This is a genomic window from Parendozoicomonas sp. Alg238-R29 (assembly GCF_947331445.1).
Classification (GTDB): Bacteria; Pseudomonadota; Gammaproteobacteria; order Pseudomonadales; family Endozoicomonadaceae; genus Sansalvadorimonas.
Genome location: NZ_CAMZOG010000009.1, coordinates 1 through 19,152, shown reverse-complemented (window position 1 = coordinate 19,152; position 19,152 = coordinate 1). Strand labels below are relative to the sequence as shown.

Annotated in this window: 18 protein-coding genes; 5 read left to right on the top strand and 13 right to left on the bottom strand. The window is 48.8% G+C overall.

Annotated features, from left to right (window positions below; all coding sequences use genetic code 11):
* Positions 1-9: 9 nt before the first annotated feature.
* From QMA35_RS03820 to QMA35_RS03780, 9 genes are all read right to left on the bottom strand, one after another.
* Positions 10-201 carry a DUF2065 domain-containing protein gene (locus QMA35_RS03820; protein ID WP_281645808.1) on the bottom strand — a complete coding sequence of 64 codons (192 nt, stop codon included), beginning with the start codon at positions 199-201 and terminating at the stop codon, positions 10-12.
* Between the two features lie 130 nt (positions 202-331).
* Positions 332-1,204 carry a protease modulator HflC gene (hflC, locus tag QMA35_RS03815; RefSeq protein WP_281645807.1) on the bottom strand — a complete coding sequence of 291 codons (873 nt, stop codon included), beginning with the start codon at positions 1,202-1,204 and terminating at the stop codon, positions 332-334.
* The gene (hflK, locus tag QMA35_RS03810; protein ID WP_281645806.1) at positions 1,201-2,400 is read right to left on the bottom strand and encodes an FtsH protease activity modulator HflK; all 1,200 of its coding nucleotides are present in this window, start codon (positions 2,398-2,400) and stop codon (positions 1,201-1,203) included. The genes hflC and hflK overlap by 4 nt, the downstream gene beginning before the upstream one ends.
* 540 nt (positions 2,401-2,940) lie before the next feature.
* On the bottom strand, positions 2,941-4,248 hold the full coding sequence (gene hflX, locus QMA35_RS03805; protein WP_281645805.1) for a ribosome rescue GTPase HflX: 1,308 nt from the start codon (positions 4,246-4,248) through the stop codon (positions 2,941-2,943).
* A 317-nt stretch (positions 4,249-4,565) separates the two neighbouring features.
* Complete coding sequence (gene hfq / locus QMA35_RS03800; protein ID WP_281645804.1) at positions 4,566-4,820, bottom strand: RNA chaperone Hfq; 255 nt, start codon at positions 4,818-4,820, stop codon at positions 4,566-4,568.
* 276 nt (positions 4,821-5,096) lie between these two features.
* Complete coding sequence (gene miaA / locus QMA35_RS03795) at positions 5,097-6,047, bottom strand: tRNA (adenosine(37)-N6)-dimethylallyltransferase MiaA (protein ID WP_281645803.1); 951 nt, start codon at positions 6,045-6,047, stop codon at positions 5,097-5,099.
* Between the two features lie 53 nt (positions 6,048-6,100).
* A complete protein-coding gene (locus tag QMA35_RS03790; protein ID WP_281645802.1) occupies positions 6,101-7,495 on the bottom strand; it encodes an N-acetylmuramoyl-L-alanine amidase in 1,395 nt (464 codons plus the stop codon).
* 14 nt (positions 7,496-7,509) lie between these two features.
* Positions 7,510-7,986, bottom strand: a complete 477-nt coding sequence (gene tsaE, locus QMA35_RS03785; protein WP_281645801.1) for a tRNA (adenosine(37)-N6)-threonylcarbamoyltransferase complex ATPase subunit type 1 TsaE — start codon at positions 7,984-7,986, stop codon at positions 7,510-7,512.
* Positions 7,987-8,003: 17 nt separating this feature from the next.
* On the bottom strand, positions 8,004-9,515 hold the full coding sequence (locus tag QMA35_RS03780; protein WP_281645800.1) for an NAD(P)H-hydrate dehydratase: 1,512 nt from the start codon (positions 9,513-9,515) through the stop codon (positions 8,004-8,006).
* Positions 9,516-9,610: 95 nt separating this feature from the next.
* On the opposite strand from QMA35_RS03780, the gene queG reads away from it, so the two are divergent.
* Complete coding sequence (queG, locus tag QMA35_RS03775) at positions 9,611-10,708, top strand: tRNA epoxyqueuosine(34) reductase QueG (RefSeq protein ID WP_281645799.1); 1,098 nt, start codon at positions 9,611-9,613, stop codon at positions 10,706-10,708.
* A 545-nt stretch (positions 10,709-11,253) separates the two neighbouring features.
* Here queG and orn read toward each other — a convergent pair.
* Complete coding sequence (orn, locus tag QMA35_RS03770; RefSeq protein ID WP_281645798.1) at positions 11,254-11,811, bottom strand: oligoribonuclease; 558 nt, start codon at positions 11,809-11,811, stop codon at positions 11,254-11,256.
* A 116-nt stretch (positions 11,812-11,927) separates the two neighbouring features.
* Here orn and rsgA point away from each other — a divergent pair, with 116 nt between their 5' ends.
* Both rsgA and QMA35_RS03760 read left to right on the top strand, forming a co-directional pair.
* A complete protein-coding gene (gene rsgA / locus QMA35_RS03765) occupies positions 11,928-12,947 on the top strand; it encodes a small ribosomal subunit biogenesis GTPase RsgA (RefSeq protein WP_281645797.1) in 1,020 nt (339 codons plus the stop codon).
* A gap of 99 nt (positions 12,948-13,046) precedes the next feature.
* A complete protein-coding gene (locus QMA35_RS03760; protein ID WP_281645796.1) occupies positions 13,047-14,447 on the top strand; it encodes a hypothetical protein in 1,401 nt (466 codons plus the stop codon).
* On the opposite strand, the gene QMA35_RS03755 is transcribed toward QMA35_RS03760, so the two are convergent.
* Positions 14,426-15,595 (bottom strand): hypothetical protein, encoded by a 1,170-nt coding sequence (locus tag QMA35_RS03755; protein ID WP_281645795.1) that lies wholly within the window; start codon positions 15,593-15,595, stop codon positions 14,426-14,428. The genes QMA35_RS03760 and QMA35_RS03755 overlap by 22 nt on opposite strands.
* Before the next feature lie 177 nt (positions 15,596-15,772).
* Between QMA35_RS03755 and QMA35_RS03750 the strand changes: the two genes are divergently transcribed.
* Both QMA35_RS03750 and asd read left to right on the top strand, forming a co-directional pair.
* Complete coding sequence (locus QMA35_RS03750; protein ID WP_281645794.1) at positions 15,773-16,621, top strand: rhodanese-like domain-containing protein; 849 nt, start codon at positions 15,773-15,775, stop codon at positions 16,619-16,621.
* Between the two features lie 23 nt (positions 16,622-16,644).
* Complete coding sequence (asd, locus tag QMA35_RS03745; protein WP_281645865.1) at positions 16,645-17,496, top strand: archaetidylserine decarboxylase; 852 nt, start codon at positions 16,645-16,647, stop codon at positions 17,494-17,496.
* A 57-nt stretch (positions 17,497-17,553) separates the two neighbouring features.
* On the opposite strand, the gene QMA35_RS03740 is transcribed toward asd, so the two are convergent.
* Both QMA35_RS03740 and QMA35_RS03735 read right to left on the bottom strand, forming a co-directional pair.
* Entirely contained in the window at positions 17,554-18,213 is a 660-nt protein-coding gene (locus QMA35_RS03740; RefSeq protein ID WP_281645793.1) for an HD domain-containing protein, read from the bottom strand.
* 228 nt (positions 18,214-18,441) lie between these two features.
* Positions 18,442-19,152: transposase (locus QMA35_RS03735; RefSeq protein WP_281645792.1), on the bottom strand; the 711-nt coding region annotated here is incomplete at its 5' end.

Here is a 19,152-nt window from a genome sequence, read left to right as displayed (position 1 = left end):
GCAAACAAGTCAGCGCACAAGGTAAAGCAGAACAGTTCCAATCAACATACTGGCCAGACCAGTTATTCTCAGACTCCGATCATCCACACGAGCCAGCTGGGCAACAAGCTGTCTCCATCTCTGGGGGTAAAGAAAAGGAATGATCCCTTCCAGTACCAACATCAGGCAGAATGCAACTGCCAATTCCTGCCAGAAGCTCATGGGCGTTCTCTATCTTGATACGCATTTGGAAACGCAAAGCATTCAAACGCTATACACGAAAAAACCGGGTCCCTCGGACCCGGTTTGCGTAATCATACCACTCGACCAGCTTGCAGTCAGCGTGTATTTCTTACTTACCAGAAGGTTCCTTCAAATATTTGAAGAAGTCACTGTCTGGTTCAAGCAACATAACGTCAGAAGCACTGTTAAAGGAGTTTCTGTAGGCCTGAAGGCTGCGGTAGAAGGAATAAAACTCAGAATCCTTTTGGTAAGCACTGGCATAGATAGATGCTGATTCGGCATCACCTTCACCGCGCAGAATTTCTGATTTCCGATAAGCTTCAGCAAGAATAACCCGACGCTCACGCTCAGCGTTCGCGCGGATAGCCTTACCCATCTCCTTACCCTTGGAACGGTATTCCTGAGCTTCTTTCTCACGCTCAGATGCCATCCGCTGGAATACAGAGTCACTCACGTCTTCCGGAAGGTCAATTTTCTTCACACGGGCATCCTTAACAGAAACACCCAGTTCCTTGAGCGCTACGGAGTTAAGGTTGGAGGTGATATCTTCCATCATCTGATCACGGCGACCGGAAACCACCTCATTGAGAGTCAAACCACCAAAGCTGTTACGCAAACGAGAATCTGCACGCTGGGTCAGCAACTGGCTGACACGATACAGTTCACCGTTTGTTGCTTTGTAGAATTTCTCAACGTCCTGAATCTGCCACTTAATGTAAGCATCAACAACTACAGCTTTCTGTTCCAGGGTCAGGAAACGCGCCTGAGGAACATCCAGAGATTGTAAACGGCCATCAAAGATCTTCACATTATCAATGAAAGGAACTTTGATATGCAGTCCGGGCTTAATGTCAGCATGAGTAATCTGACCAAAGCGCAGTTGAACACCACGTTCGCGCTCAGTCACCATATACAGGCTGTTAACCAGAACCAGGAAAACCAGACCCAGTACAATAACAGCAGACATTACTTTAGAACTCATCGTGCAGTCCTCCCTGTACGGCTGTTGCTGACACGGCGGTTGATCTCGGCAGTTACCTGATCAGCAATAGTGCCGATATCATCCTGAGACAGGGCTGTTGCTCCTGAGTTGCTTGAAGAGCCTCCGGATGCTGATCGGGATTTCTTACCATCCATCAGTTTATCCAGTGGCAGATACATCATGTTGTTTCCACCTTTCACATCAACCAGAACCTTACTGGTTGTACCCAGCAGTTCTTGCATGGTTTCCAGATAGAGACGCTCTCGGGTTACCCCTGGTGCTTTCTGATACTCGGTCAGCAGCTGGTTGAAACGAGAAGCATCACCCTTGGCACGGGAAACGACTTCGTCTTTGTAACCTTCTGCTTCTTCGCGGATACGCTGGGCATCACCTCGGGCTTCAGGAATAACCTGGTTCGCGTAAGCTTCTGCCTTGTTCTTTTCCTGCTGCTCTTCTTCCCGCGCTCGAATAACATCATCAAATGCAGTCAGCACCTGACGAGGAGGCTGGGAGCTTTCAATGTTTACCTTAATAACATTGAGGCCCGTTCCGTAGGCATTCAGGTATTCCTGCAAACGAACCTTCACTTCGTCGCCAAGAACCTCACGCCCTTCGGTCAGCACTTTATACATCTCAGAACTACCCACGACATGACGCAGGGCACTCTGGGTTGCTTCCTTCAGGCTTTGCTCAGGATTGGAATCTTTTAGTACATAATCTTCCAGACTGGTGATGTTGTACTGAACAGACATAGCTACTTCGACAATATTTTCGTCTTCAGTCAGCATGGACTGACTCAAACGATACGTATTGATCTGGGTAACCGGCCTCAAGTAGCGGGACTCAACAGGCGGGAAGTACATGCGCAGACCAGGGCCTACAGTTTCTGTGTACTTACCAAAACGCAGGATTACTGCACGTTCTTTTTCGTCGACAACGTAAACAGCGTTCCACAGGTAGGCAAGAATAGCGATAACAACAATACCAACCCAGAGACCACCACTGCCAGCTGCGCTGCCAGAGCCTCCACGGTTTCCATTGCCGCCTGTAGAGCCGCCCTTGCCACCGAAAATGCCTTTCAGTGTCTGTTGAAACTTGCGGAAGGCTTCGTCCAAATCAGGTGGACCCTGATTGTTGCCTTTGTTTCCGCCCCCCCAGGGATCCTGGTTATTACCACCCGGCTCATTCCAGGCCATAAAGTTCTCCGTCGTCAGCGTTGTCATCCACTGTCTGGTCACGCAGACAGAGTTCAGAAAGCCTGCCTGATAAATTCCTGATATGTTTTTCAGGAACTCATCCAGTACCTGCCCACTGTCAGTAATGGCCAGTCGCTATACACGCGCGCTGTTCGCTGTACACAGCCTACTGCGACCACCATGGCAAATTGTAGAGTTACTGCGGTATTAGACGCAACCTTCACTACGGCTTATACGCAGCATACATCCGAGTATTTCTCTCGACTAAACTGATAAACAGTGTTTAATCAGTCTATAAATACAGAACGGTACACAGGTTGTGTCAATCTGTCCCCCATCTTGCATCCAGAAATTCCGCTCCATCAACAATAACACTCAAATAGCTCAAACACATTTAAGCATTTCATTGATTTCTGGTTCCGAAGCTCTGGATCAAAACCTGAATACAACTCTCAATGGTGCTCTTGTGAATCAAATTCAAGGGTGTAACACAGGTTTCTTCTGTGATACCGGAAACATCTCCCGGTATCACAGAACCCCTCACTCATTCATCCAGGGTTCTTTGTCTGGAAGCTCCCACGGAACATCCATCCCTTCCTGTAACATGAGTTTCTGTAATTCCTGCCGGGGCATTCTCAGCTCCAGAACCGGCAAACCTTCTTCATTGAAGTCTTCGCTTTGAACGACACCCAGTTTGTACAGACGTGCGCGCAAACGACCTTTGTCATGGGGGACCGGAATGAACTCGTGAACCAGGTCGTCACCAAGCAGCTCTGCAATGGCCAGCTGTAAAAGATCCAGACCTTCGTTGCGCTGTGCAGAAATCCACACCCGAACCGGTTTATTGTTTTCATCCCGATCGATACGGGGTTTCATGCCCAGCAGATCAGTTTTATTGAAAACTTCCAGAGTAGGCAGTTCATTCGCTTCAATTTCTTCCAGCACATTATGAACTTGCTGGATATTGTCCTGACGTTCCGCATCTGCGCAATCAATCACATGGAGAAGCAAGTCAGCCATTGCCGACTCTTCCAGTGTTGCCCGAAATGCCTGCACCAGCTTATGAGGCAAATGGCGGATAAAGCCTACAGTGTCTGCCAGAATGATTGGGCCCAGATCCTGGATCTGCAAACGACGCAAAGTTGGATCCAGAGTAGCAAACAACTGATCTGCCGCATAAACACCGGACTCAGTGATGGCGTTGAACAGCGTAGACTTACCCGCGTTGGTATAACCCACCAGCGATACCAGCGGAATATCCGCACGCTTCCGGGAACGACGGGTTTGATCCCGTTGTTTCCGAACTTTGTCCAAACGCTTCTGGATAGTTTTTATCCGTGCACGCAGCAAGCGACGGTCTGTTTCTAATTGGGTTTCACCCGGCCCTCTCAGGCCAACACCACCTTTCTGACGCTCAAGGTGCGTCCAGCCCCGAACAAGGCGAGTACTCACATGGTCAAGCTGAGCCAGTTCCACCTGCAGCTTGCCTTCATGGGTACGGGCACGCTGGGCGAAAATATCGAGAATAAGGCCGGTACGATCTACCACGCGGCATTCGAGTTCTGCCTCAAGGTTTCGTTCCTGACTGGGGGATAAGGCGTGGTTAAACAGTACAACATCAGCATCACAGGCAATGACCTGCTGACGGATTTCTTCCAGTTTGCCGGAACCGACAAAATAGCGGGGGGAGACTTTGGGGTTGGCGACAACAACAAAGGCAACCTGTTCCACATTGGCGGAACGAACCAGCTCCTGAAATTCTCGCGGATCTTCACGCTGCTGATCGTCAAGACACTCAGGATGGACTAGTACTGCTCTTTCACCACGTTCGTGACGCTCAAAAAACAAGCAATCTGCTCCATTTCATTTTATTCAGAAGAAGGATTGTACCCTTTGATTGCCCTGAACAGGATTTTATTTCTTCAGTATTACATATTTTCAATGTTCAGAGGCTTCAATACAGATTCTACAAATACAGAATGCATAAACAAAAAGCCAGACTCCCGAAGAAATCTGGCTCTTTGAAAATTCGGGCAGCATTAATCTGCTATGCACCTTAAAACCCTGATTGCCCGACGATTGTGTTAAATCATTTCAACTCAACAACATCATAGGGACCAGGGAATCAAAACTTGCAAACACCGGACTCAGGCTAAATAGGCCAATCAGTCTTGTGGCAGCAGGTCGTCGCCTTCCTGATTAGGCATAGGCAGTCGTACAGGACGACCAGGTACAACAGTAGATACTGCATGCTTGTAAACCATCTGGCTTACAGTATTTTTCAGAAGAATCACAAATTGGTCAAAAGACTCAATCTGCCCCTGTAGCTTGATGCCGTTAACCAGATAAATGGAAACGGGAACACGCTCCTTTCTCAGGACGTTCAGGTAAGGGTCTTGTAGGGAATGCCCTTTTGACATTTCCGTACTCCTTTTATTTGTCGAATTATAAAAAGCCCGCGCTCAAAGTCCGGCTTGGAACGGCTTACAGGTTAGCAGATACAGAGAAAGCACACAGCTAATTGTTTAATCTGTATACAGCAAAAAGACAGAGAACCTTAAGCCAGCCCCAATGAGCGTTCAATAAGTAATACTAGCTAGGGGTACGAAAGAACCAAGTTTGCTTTCAATACCATGTCCCAGCTCAATTTTTTGCAGACAACCAGATTGCCTTAATTCGTTAGATTCGAAATAAAACTAAATCCTTTTGCCTTCAAGCCATTGCTGCACAAGCAGCATAGTTGAATCTGGAAGATTGGCAGACAAACTGTCTAACCAATGCAAATCCTGCCAACTACGCAACCAGGTAAACTGGCGTTTAGCCAACTGCCGGGTTGCAATGATTCCTTTATCGACCATATCATCCCGGGATAGTTCCCCGTCGAGATAACTCCACGCCTGCCGATAACCGACACAGCGGATAGAAGGAAGCCCAGGATGCAGGTCATCTCTCCCATACAAAGCTTCAACTTCATTAATAAACCCTGCGTCCATCATAATACGAAAACGCTTGGCAATACGCTCGTGAAGAACACTGCGTTCTTTGGGAGCCACTGCAAGATTTAGTACACGAAATGGTAACTGAGTTCGTTTCTGTTCCGCTACCAGTTCCGTCACAGTTCTGCCACTTACCAGAAAAACTTCCAGCGCCCGCTGCAAACGCTGTGGATCTGTTGGGTGAATACGTGCCGCTGATTCAGGGTCTACCCCATTTAACCGGTCGTGCACAGACTGCCAACCTTCCCGTTCGGCCTGATTCATAATCTCCTGCCGGACTGTTTCGTTCGCAGCTGGCAAATCTGCCAGCCCGTCTCGCAGGGCTTTGTAATACAACATGGTCCCGCCCACCAGTAGTGGAATTCTTCCCCGGGCGGTAATTTCCCGCATATGCTCCAGCGCATCTTCCCGAAACTCTGCGGCGGAATAAGCCTCTGCCGGATCACGAATATCAATCAAACGGTGGGGCGCTCTTGCCAGAAACTCCGCATCAGGCTTGGCTGTTCCGATATCCATACCTTTGTAAACCAGTGCAGAATCCACACTGATAATATCGCAGGGCAATTGTTCATGCAGCGTAACGGCCAGATCCGTTTTTCCGGATGCCGTTGGTCCCATCAGAAATATTGCGGGAGGAAGGGAGTTGGTCACCTGTCACCTGTGAGTAACGATTAAAAGGCAGGGCGGCGCATTTTATAGCATGCTCAAGGAATACGCAGTATCTGCCCGACTTTTAATATGTCACTGATACCCATGTGGTTGGAGGCCAGAAGCCTGTTCAGGCTGACATGGTGCCGGGTGGCTATGCCACTGAGAGTATCTCCACTTTTCACTTTGTAACTGACAGCTGTGGAGCTTTTACCACGGTTATTGGCAATCCAGGTTCCTGCCGGAGGGTTTTTTAGGAAAAACTCTTTCACACCAGCATGAACAGCACGGGCCAATTTACGCTGATGGGCCTTGGTAACCAGTTTTCTGGCTTCGGTAGGATTAGATATAAAACCCGTTTCAACAAGAATGGAAGGAATATCCGGGTTCTTCAAAACCGCAAAAGCGGCCTGTTCCACTTTCTTTTTGTGAAGTTTATTAATACGTCCCAGATGGGAAAGAACCCGGCTGCCAATCTTTTCGCTGCGGCTTTGGCTATCAGTCATAGATAAGTCCAATAATACGCTGGCAAGCACATCATCTTTATCATCCAGGCTTACACCATCTTCGCCACCTACAAGGTCAGAACTGTTCTCCTTGTTTGCCAGCCAGCGCGCCGTTTCTGAAGAGGCACCTCTCTGAGACAAGGTGAACACAGAAGCCCCATTGGCACTCTTGCGGCTAAACGCATCCGCATGAACAGAAATAAAAACATCAGCGTTCTTCCTTCTGGCCAGCTTTGTTCTTTCCCGCAGCGAGATATAATAATCGCCGGTTCGAACCAGTACGGGTTTAAAGCCTTTGTTCTGTTTAAACAAATAGGAAATTTCCCGAGCGATCGCTAAAACAACATCTTTCTCCCGCGCACCGCGATGGCCAACAGCGCCAGGATCTTCGCCACCGTGCCCGGCATCAATGGCGATAACAATATCTCGGTTGGTGGAAATCGGTTCAGGAACGCGTGTTGTGGTAGCAGCTGCCTTCACATCAAACAAATCAATTACAAGACGATGACCGTATGTATCGTTTGGCTTGAGTACAAAACTTCTGGGGGTAATCTTCTGTTTCAGATCCAGAACGATACGCAGATCATTATTTTTCCTGGTTGCCCAGCGCACATCTTTGATGGGCGTTTCACCCAACTCCAGTTTAGAAAGGGAGCCCGGTAAACGAGTATCTTTGATATCAATAACAAGACGGTGCGGATTGGTCAGCGGAAATATTTTGTGTTCAATACCGCTACTGAGATCGAACACTAAACGGGTTTTTTCCGGAGAGCGCCATAAGCGCACCCCTTTAATTGCGGCACTGGCAGCAAGAGCAGATGAAACGGTAGGCAGAGTTAACGAGGCAACCAGAACCGAGGCCATTTTGGTAAAACGGCGTCTGGACAGTTGTGGTCCGCCAGAACCTTTATCCTCTTCCTGCAACGAATCTAACTCCCGCCCCACACTCTACTCCGTGATCATCCCTGAAGGTTTCTACAAACAGTCTGCCCATGTTCGCTGATTGGCTCAACCTTAATAATTCGACTTTCTGGCTGATAGGCGATCTTAATAAGAATATCGGCGGGAGGAAGAAAACCCTTGCCTCGTACAGGCCACTCAACCAGACACAACGCATGAGGGCCAAAGTATTCCCGTACTCCCAAAAAATCCAACTCTTCCGGGTCACCTAAACGATACAGGTCGAAATGATAAACAGACTGATGTTCCATTTCGTAGGGCTCAACCAAAGTATATGTCGGGCTTTTGACAGCTCCTTCATGACCAAACCCTCTCAGGATGCCACGGCTCAGGGTTGTTTTCCCCGCCCCGAGGTCACCTTCCAGATAGAACACACCCCAACCTTCGCTGGCACAGGCAAGACGCCGACCGAAATCGACCATTTGGTCTTCGCCCTTAAGCTCTATTGGGAAAGTTTTGAAAACTGTTTCAGACATACTTCTGTTATCAATCTCTATTCTTCAGTCAAGCGATTCAATTGTTTTCGAACAGCTGGAATTAAATCTGTAGCTGCAATACCGATTTCACCACCAGCAGCCGCACAATCGTCTCCGGCCGTGGCATGGAGCCAAACACCGAGTTTCGCAACATCTGTCGCATAATACCCTTGAGCTAGCAATGCGCCCATAATACCGCTAAGAACATCTCCCATCCCCGCAACAGCCATACCCGGGTTACCTGCCCGACACAACCAGGTTGTATCAGACGACGCAATGAGTGTACCAGCGCCTTTGAGAATGGCCGTTCCACCACATAAAGTCTGCAACTGCCCAACGGCGGTGAATCGATCTGCCGCAACATCAGCAATGTTGAAGCTCAGTAATCGCGATGCTTCACCGGGATGGGGCGTAATAACACAGTGAGTACGAGGCAAAAACATATCAGGGTTATGGGCAATAATATTCAGTGCGTCAGCATCTATCAGCAAAGGAATATCTGTTTCCAGCACTTTTTGCAGCAGTGAACGCCCCCATTCTTTTTTCCCTAATCCTGGACCTATAGCGATCGCTGTTTTCCCCTCCAACAAAGGTTCCAGATCCTCAGCGGAGTCAACTCCCCGAACCATAACTTCTGGCCTGCGAACAAGACTGCCCATCACATGTTCGGAACGGGTCGCCAATGTAACCAGACCTGCCCCACAACGCAGGGCAGTTTCGGCGGTCATGATAGAGGCTCCACCCATGCCATGATCACCACCAATCACCAGCAAATGGCCATGACTACCTTTGTTGGCATCTCGAGCTCTTGGATGAACCAGTGCTGCCATATCCTTTCGTTTAATCAAGTGAGCCGCGGGTTGTGTTATGTCATAAACCTTTTTGGGAACACCGAGGTCGGCAAAACAAATATCGCCGCAAAAGCGGGGAGCGACACCTGTAAACAACCCTCGCTTCATACCAATAAAGGTGACGGTGACATCAGCTTTTATAACTGTTCCCAGCTCTGCACCTGTGTCAGCAGAAAGTCCCGAAGGGATATCCACCGCAAGAACAGGTTTTTCCGATTGGTTGATAAGGTTGATTGCATTAGCAAAATCACCACAAACATCGCCGCTGAGCCCGGTCCCCAGCATAGCGTCGATAATCAAGTCGCCAGTCAGTTTTATTTTTTCAGACCAGGATTCACAGCGGCCACCAAGATCACGAAACCACTCCCAGGCCTTGCGGGCATCTCCCGTTAAGCGCTCAGGCGGTTTCAGGCTGATAACCCGCACCGGAATGTATCTTTGCCGGGCCAGAGCCGCAATAATGTAGCCATCTCCGCCATTATTCCCTGCCCCGCAAAAAACCTGCAGGGAACCACCCCGCCCAACTTGTGGCCAAGTTTTCATGGCAACCTCAAAAGAGGCTTGCCCGGCTCGCTTCATCAACTCAATGCCGGGAATGCCGTGATTGTGAATTGTCTCGGCATCCAGATTGCGAGTCTGTTCTGCGGTATACAGTGAATGTGGTAAACTGCCGCCCATGGGCGATCCCCGTTAGTCTTACTGATCGATACTCTTTTGGCGCCAGTTAATAAACTACGCCTTATATTTGCATTATATCTACCTTGCCTGAATAAGTGACAGATTCACCTAACACTCAATCAATCCCAATTCGCCCAGTTCTTGATGATACAGAGCTGGAACAGCTGGCGGTTGACATAAAACGCTGGGCTCGCGAGCTTGGTTTTCAGGATGCTGGCATCACCGATATTGATCTCGGTGAACATGAGCAGCATCTGAAAAACTGGCTGGCTCGCGATTTCCATGGCGAAATGGATTACATGGCCAGCCATGGCAATATGCGATCCCGTCCAGACGAACTGGTTCCCGGAACCCTTCGTATTATCTCTGTACGCATGGATTACCTGACTGGAGACACTCAGGCGGTTCGAGTTCTGAAACAGCCGGAAAAAGCTTATATCTCCCGTTATTCTCTGGGACGCGATTATCATAAAGTCATTCGCAAACGCATCACCCAGCTTGGTAAACGCATCGAAGAAAAAGTTGGCAAGTACGGTTACAGGGCATTTGTCGACAGCGCCCCGGTTCTGGAAAAAGCTATTGCCGAAAAAGCCGGGCTGGGCTGGATTGGCAAAAATACGCTGCTGCTAAACAACAAAGCAGGCTCCTGGTTCTTTCTTGGAGAGCTGTTCACCAATTTGCCACTGCCAGTCGATAAACCACAGCGAACCAACCATTGCGGAAGCTGCTTTGCCTGTGCGGACATCTGCCCCACTAATGCCATTATTGCACCCCACCAGCTGGATGCCCGCCGCTGTATTTCTTACCTGACCATTGAACTGAAAGGCTCAATTCCCGAAGAGTTCCGCAAAGCTATCGGTAACCGGGTATTTGGCTGCGATGACTGCCAGATTATCTGTCCGTGGAATAAATTTGCCAAACACTCAGGGGAAACAGATTTCCTGCCTCGCCATAAGCTGGACTCTACCGATCTGGCAGATCTGTTTCTCTGGACAGAAGAAGAGTTTCTGGAAAGAACCGCTGGTTCACCTATTCGCAGAACTGGCTTTGAAGGCTGGTTACGAAATCTTGCCGTAGGGTTGGGTAATGCTCCCTCAACAAAGAAAGTCATTAATGCTCTAAAGGCCAGAAAAGAGCATCCATCCGACATGGTGAGAGAGCATGTCAAATGGGCACTCAAACAACATACCTGAAAATCGCGAAAGCTAAAGACTGCTACAAATGCATGTTCATCGTTTGCTGGAAGGGTATTGCCAGAAAAAAACTCTCCATTAAGTGAATCAGATCCTGAGCTATATCGAGTGTCTCATCTTTTCCACTAAGTGATCTGCACCACTCTGTTTTCACTTTCCCTGCGATTATTTTTTTTCGTTCCTGCGGAACAGGTAGAGAACGTTGAACCGGCTCCACTAATGGCAAATATCGAGTGTTGTTGGCCATGGTTTCAAAACCAGATATAGAGGCTTTGGGTTGATAACTGAGGTGCTTTGGAAGCTCTCCCGCTCCCCAACAACAAACCGACAGGAATAAATAAATAAATAATGCAAAGAGAAAACACACAACCGTAGACTTTCTTTCGCTTGCAGCACGCAGCAGCTATTTTCATCAGGCTGTAGCTCCCCTCCCCAGAACTAAAGCCTGAGCAGTTTAGCCTATAACCATGGACGTCTATCTATAACTTCCAAAAACAAAAAAGCCAGCACACACGGCCGGCTTCAAGGTACAGGTAACGAATACATCAGAGTTTGATAAAGTGTTCCCGATAAAACTTCATCTCATCGATAGACTCACGAATATCTTCAATGGCTTTGTGAGAGCCTTCCTTGTTCATGCCTTTCAGCAGCTCGGGTTTCCAGCGACGGGCCAGCTCTTTCAGGGTGCTGACATCAATATTTCGGTAGTGGAAGAAATCATGGAGGTCAGACATATAGTTGAACAGGAACCGACGATCCTGACCGATAGTATTGCCACACATAGGTGACTTCCCGGGCTCGGCATATTGCTTAAGGAAGTCGATGGTCATCTGCTCAGCTTCCGCTTCGCCAATGGTGCTTTGGCGAACCCGTTCGGTCAGGCCGGTTTTGCCATGAGTTTCTATACACCACTCATTCATTGAGTCGAGCACGGAGTCGGGTTGATGAACGGCGATCACAGGACCTTCTGCCAGAACATTCAAATCTGCATCCGTAACAATCACCGCCACTTCAAGAATGCGGTCTATTCTTGGATCCAGCCCCGTCATTTCCAGATCGAGCCAAACCAGATTTTCTGCCAGAGACTGTTTGTTTTGCGCCATAATTCAGGGAAGCTGTTACTTGTATTGATTAAGAGTACATCAGTCATCATAATCTGGCCGGATAACTTCATGCAAACCACCAGTCTTTTTCATTTCCCCCCGGTATTACGTTTTTCATGGCCAAACGCAAACTGAACCGCCGCCAAAACTGGCGTATCCAGAAAATTCAGGACGAGCGTGCTGAACGGGCCAAAAAACGGGAAACCAAGATTCAGGATCAGCTGAATACCTCAGAACTAGGCCCGGAAGAAGAAGGTCTGGTCATCGCTCACTATGGCGTTCAACTCGATATTGAGCGCCCTTCTGAGCCCGGCTCCCTGTATCGCTGCCACCTTCGAGCCAACCTTCCGGCTCTGGTGACCGGTGACCGTATTATCTGGCGCCCTGGTAAAGATGACATTGGCGTTGTCGTCGCCCAGCTTCCCAGAGTGAGTGAGCTCTGCCGGCCAGACAACCACGGAAAAATTAAACCCGTGGCGGCTAATATTGATTACATTGTTCTGGTTGTCGCCCCGGTTCCTACAGCCCACGCCAATCTGATAGATCGCTATCTTGTAGCGGCGGAAGCTGTGGATATTGAGCCTGTTCTGCTGCTGAACAAAACCGACTTAATTGATGACTCCAACCGCGATCGCCTGCTGAGCCTTATGGCAACCTATCGTGATCTTGGTTATCAAATTCTGACTGCTTCCACCAAAACAGATCACGGACTGGATGAAATCAAGGATCTCTTGAAAGACCATACCAGCGTTTTCGTGGGGCAATCTGGTGTGGGTAAATCTTCTCTGGTGAATGTGCTTTTGCCAGGTATTGAGACCAAAGTCGGAGAACTTTCCGAACAAACCGGCAAAGGCATGCATACCACCACAGCGGCCAAGTTGTTCCATTTCCCCGATGGCGGATCTTTGATCGATTCTCCGGGAATCCGGGAATTTGGCCTCTGGCACATGGAACCTGAAGACGTTATCAACGGTTTTCGGGAATTCCGGGAATTCCTCGGGTACTGCCGATTCCGGGACTGTAACCATGAGCAGGAGCCCGGCTGCGCACTACTGCAAGCTCTGGATGAAGGCAAGATTGAAGAAAAGCGGATGGATTCCTACCGCCAGATTCTGGCTTCCCTCAACGACCTGTAACAGCAGGAATCAGGACTAACGTCTAAGCTGCTCCGGAAAACTTAACCTCTCAGCTGTTGTCAAACGTGATATTGGGACGTTTGGCAGGGATGAAACTATATGTTTTCCGGACTTATTCGCTATACCGTTATTCTTACCGTGGCTTTGACAGGGCTATTGATGTTCTGCGTTCCCCTGTCCCGTGCTGATGATGGCTACCCAGTTTTGAGCATGTATATGTCCAATACCGGGGTTCAGCTGACCTTTGGCATGAGCAACTCCCCTGAACCACTGGTTGAAATATCTGAAAATACCTGGGATAACACAGAAGTGTTTGGTCATCCTCCTTCCCTTTCTTACAACGACTCTCCAATCGTATTTTTCCGGAGAGTTCTGAACGCTGCCTCTCCAGCGATTAAAAGGGAAATGAGTCGTTTGAAACTGTTTAATAGTGGCAGCAAGCCTATGCAGGTTTACGTTGCCGCTGCCGGAGCGGATGCAGCAGAACGTCTCGGTTTGCCGAACAGCGATGCTTACCGGCACCTTAGAGGTGATCAACAAACTATCTGTATGAACCCGGGCATGAGCCGTAAGGAGTTCTTCTCCTGTTTTGCCCAGCAGGAAGTTTTGCGGACGATTTACCAGAGCCGGGATATGTCCAGAGTTCGCGCAAAAGTTGAGCAGGACGCCAGCTTAATTGCGGCTATGGCTACACAACATGCCAAAAGCCTTGGGAAAGAAGCTCCCGGTCAACCATCACTGGTTATTCACACCACAACTATCAGTCACCCATATCTGGTCAGAGATGGAAAAGCTATCGGAGTAAGCGGTTGGATTCCTGCCAGCATGAGGAAATCTGGCGGCATTTATGAAATTGGCTACAACTACAGCACTCTTGCTCCAAGCCAAAGAATGTCCCTGACACCCGTTATCGCGCTGGATCCACGATCCTCAAACCACCCCAACGGTCAGGCAGGAAACATTGCCCGTTTACAACGGGGTAAAGGCTTTAATAATTTCGGCCGTCTGGTTGGAGAAACAGCCAATAGCCTGAATCGAGCCCGTATTGAAGTTAGCCTGCAAACACCGGTTGATGACGAGCTATACAGAAAGGCGATTGCTGAAGCTCTGCCTGTTGTAAACAAGGCCAGAGAGAACTTCATAGCGCTGACAACTGCTTTCTATGCGCTAACTGAACACGAGTTTACCGGTAAAGCTCCCCACATAATCATTGTTGGAGAAGAATCGGACATTCTTTTCCCAACTGCAGAATCATTTATTTCAAAAGGTTCTGCTATCGCGGCAAACTCAGAATCACTGGCGGAATTGGTTTATCCCATCATATCCGGAAAGCAGCAGCGCTTTGAAACTGCCAGCAAGACTCAAGCATGGATTAGCGAGAACTCTGGAAAATTATTCTCCGATGTAGAAACAGTATCCACATCGGAGTTTTCACGCTTCCAGCATCAGGGAGCAGTTAAACGACTGCCAATTCCTTTTCAGAGCCCAGCAGCTCCATAACGTACTTTCATAACGTCTTTAAATACTTGAACAGCTGAATTGGTGAGAGCCTGATTCAGCTGTTCACCTTTTATTAATTCAGGAATCAGAGTACCGCCAGATAATTCCGCAAAGCGTTCTTTCAATATGGGCAAACCTTCCACCGCGTCACTATAGAAACCAATAATTTTGATAACAGCAGGTTGTTCTGGCGTAGCTGTTTTCAAGTTTTGAGAAAGTGTCACCAGGGAATCCACTGTTTGAGCAACTGAAGACATCAGGACGTCCTCCTTACTGGCACTTTCCGGCTCACGAACAAGGCTTGCCAGCACACCACCGAGCTCATTACGGTTGCTTGAACCATATCTCAGGCGTACTTCATCCTGGCTGTAGTCAATACCTCGGTTTTTCCAGAACTCCCGAATCCGCATATTCAGATCATCAGATGCTTTTCGGTTTTCTCCGGAAAGAACTTCTCCACCTAAATAACCGAGATGAAAGTATCCGCCAGCAGGAATATTCTTATCCGTACGGATAGAGTCTCTGCTAACGACCACGCCATCGTTTAAACGATAACCTTCACCGTAGGTGTCGTCGTAAATCACCACGTTCTCAGACTCAGAGCCTGGTTGAAGCACAGCTCTCAGCAGCAGGCTGCCATCATGAACACCTACCAGAGTATTCAGGGTTATGTCGTTAATCCGAAACAGTTCATCAACAACATCTTCGTACTTATGTAATGCTCCTCGCCCCTGAACAGGGCTATATCCAGGAGCTTTGCCATCCACAGCATCCAAGCCCGCTATTCCATAGAGAAATGAGAAACTTGGGTAGTCCCCCAGTTTTCCATCATTCTGAAGTTTTTTTAGCTCTGGCAGCATCTGAGCCAAAAGCTCTGCAGTAAAGTAAATGGCGTTACTTTCAGCCATCACAGACGTCTTAAAGGCAATATTTCCGCTATGACCAACAAAAGCTGGATTGGTTTTCGAATCGGCAATATTATGAAGAACTGCCTTATGATCATCGCCATCCATGGGAATCAACCAGGCATCCGCCCGTGCATTCCCACTGAGTACGGCAACAAGCCATTCATTTGCAACTGCGATTCCACCAATACAGGTAAAAACAATGAGAACACAGCCCTGTAAAAGCCTCTGAAATCTCTGCATAAACCACTCACCCCATTATTATGACCAACAAAAAGCAGCCACAGTAATAGTCCATCGTCCCAATCTCTCAAGATGGTTCAGGCTTGCGAAGCGCTATCTCTGCCGTACAATGCCCTTCAGCAGACACCGTCTGCCCTGTTTCAACCCGTTATCAGCTATCGTCAGGGTCCAATAACAATGAGTAACAGTCTCCCGTCTGTAGAGCTGATCGAACCTCAGCAGCTGGCCAATCAACTTGGTGAAGAAAACCTGTTGATTATTGATGTCTGCAATCCGGCAACTTATAAGCAGGTTCATATTCCCGGCGCTGTTCATATTGCGCCCGGTGAGCTGGTATGTGGTCGGCCTCCCGCAACCGGTATGCTGCCATCACTGGAACACCTGCAAGCCCTGTTCAACCGGATTGGCTACCAGAAAGATAAACATATTGTTGTTTATGACGATGAGGGCGGCGGCTGGGCAGGCCGTTTAATCTGGACCCTGGATCTCATCGGCCACCAGAAAATGTCGTACCTTAACGGTGGTCTACACGCATGGCTTGCTGCACAACTTCCTCTGCAAAAAGATCCGGTGACAACCAAACCTTCATCGGTAGGTGTAGCAATTGTTAATCCAGCAGTCCGTGCCACTGCAGAAGAGATTATGGAAGAGCTGAGCCGGGGAGATGACAGCAATATAACTATCTGGGATGCCCGTTCACCAGAAGAGCATGCTGGTACCAAACAGTTCGCAACCCGGGCGGGTCATATTCCTGGCGCAATTAATTTTGAATGGACCAGAGGTATGGATCACCAGCACCAATACCGAATCCTTCCAGATCTTTCTTCCGTTCTGGCCAACCTGGGGCTGGGAGCGGATAAAAACATTATTACTCACTGCCAAACCCATCACCGTTCCGGGTTTACCTATATGGCCGGGCGCATTCTGGGGTATAAAAAGATCAGAGCTTACGATGGTTCCTGGTCAGAATGGGGAAACCGGGCAGATACTCCGGTTGCGACAATTACGAGCGCAACAGCTGAATAATTACGAGACCTGAGCAGAATACGATTGTGAAAAAAGAACTCTTTATTGCATTCCAGCACATTGTTCCTCATCACTTGATTTCCCGTGGTGCAGGACTGCTGGCAGAGTGCAAAGTACCGGCTATTAAAAATCCGTTTACCAACTGGTTTGTAAAACAGTACAACGTAGATATGAGTGAAGCTCTGGAAGAAAATCCAGAAGCTTATGAGTCCTTCAACGCCTTCTTCACTCGTCCACTGAAAGACGGCATGCGTCCTCTTCCGGAACATAAAGATGCGGTGGTTTGCCCTGCTGATGGCGCTATCAGCCAGATTGGTGACATCCAATACAGCCGTGTTTTTCAGGCTAAAGGCCATGATTACAGCCTGACTGAGCTTATTGGTGGTGATTCAGAACTGGCCCGTGAGTTTGAAGATGGCAAGTTCGCAACAGTTTACCTTTCACCAAAAGATTACCACCGTGTTCACATGCCAGTAACAGGTACTCTGCGCAAGATGATTCACGTTCCTGGTCGCCTGTTCTCTGTTAACCAGACAACTGCAGAAAATGTTCCCCGCCTGTTTGCCCGCAATGAACGTGCTGTGTGCATCTTCGATACAGAGAAAGGTCCAATGGCTGTGATTCTGGTCGGTGCCATGATCGTTGCCAGTATTGAAACCGTTTGGGCAGGATTGGTCACTCCCCACAAGCGCAAGGTTCAAACCTTTGACTACACGCCGGAAGGTAACCAGCCAATTACGCTGGAGCGTGGTGCTGAAATGGGTCGCTTTAAACTGGGTTCAACAGCCATCGTTCTGTTTGGCAAGGATCAGGTGACGTGGGCAGAAGAGCTGGATGAAACTGTTCCGGTTCGCATGGGGCAGTCCATGACCTAGAGCTATACAACCCCACTGGTGACATAAGCATTACTTATGTCACCAGTGAGATAAAACCTACCCCAATTCTTCCCGCAATTTATCCAGAAAACCCTGCAGGTACGCAGTGTTTTCTTCCGCCAGCTTTCTTCCCGGAACCGTTTTCATTGTTGAACCAAGGGTCAGCAGCTTGCAGTAGAAGTGATCCACGCTGAATTCGCGATCATCCAACTCACGATTTTCCGCCCAGGGATCCTTGGCATCAAACAGCTTGGAACCCATCTTGCCGCCAGTGTAAAAGCACCGGGCAAGACCAATTGCGCCGATAGCTTCCATACGGTCAGCGTCTTGAACAACTTCTGCCTCAGGTGTTTCCGTTGGAATATTTGCGGAAAAACTATGAGCTGCAACAGCGTGGGAGACACCAGAAATCAATTCTTCAGGGAAATTCAATTCTTCCAGAATCTCTTCCGTTTTCTCTGCGGCTAATTGTGATGATTTGCTGCGGTCAGGGTGATTCTTAGGAATGGTAACAATGTCGTGTAAGTAACAGGCGGCCAGAACAATCAGGTGATTCACATCCCGGGGTTCATCAGCAAGAATCTTTTGCGCTGTTCCCCATACACGCTGAAAGTGTGACAGATCGTGGGAATGATCATCAGTTTCATGATCTTCCAGATATTCAATAAAATGTGACTCCCAAAACTTCAATAGCCCCGGTTCATTAAAGTCCGTCATAGCACTCTCTTGATATTGGTCTGCGCCAATAGTAACAAAAGCGGCAGACTACGTGAGAAAAGTTAAGTGAGTATTAGGGGCGTTCTCAATTAAGCACACGACTCAGCGCTACCCGAAGGGCATTGCCGAGTTCGATGCCTAGCAGCCTGTCGGACTGGCCCGTCCATTTGAGTCCTTTTTGATCATATCGGCCTACAGAGCTCATATCTGCCTTCAGAGGTCACTTACTCAAACAGAACGCCAGCGTAACCTCATGAGACAGTGGCTGACTACAAGCCAATAAAGCACCAGAGCCAGCCATTTTTTATCATCGACTTGCTTCAGGTTGAACATTCGGCGCAGGTTGAATGTCAGGCAGACCAGATCCCACTCTTTCGAGACCACTTCCAGTCCCCGCACCAGGAATCGCCGATATCCCATTGCCTCCTTCTGTATTCCGAAGGTGGGCTCTATCGTGCATTTTCGTCGGCTGTAGATGGCTCGCCCTTCTTGTGTCTGCAAGCGCCAGCGCATCCACTCCAAAGCGCTGGCGTCATCATCCGGGACTGGCGGGTCCGGCTGGAAACGCTGCAAGGGGGGCGGGTTGTGCTCATCCCGTTTTATAGCAATGTAGGGTGTCAGTTCTTCTTTATCCACAGCGCAGACATTAGCCTCGCTGAAGTAGCCCGTGTCGGCCAGTAACCCCTCAGCTTTTCCAAGCACGGGGGCCAGTATGCGTAACTGTCTGAGTGTTGGCTCAACTTCTTTTTTGTCATTCGGTGCCTGAGTCACATGACGTGTCACGATCAGACCACTCCCGATGTCTACAGACGCCTGGGCATTGTAGGCTTGTTCGAATGCACCACCGGCAGTGGGCATAATACGAGATTCGTCGTCTGTCAGGTTGACCTGGTCTTTGTCCCCTGCACCTGGTTCCGGTGGCTTTGGCGCTTTGCCGGG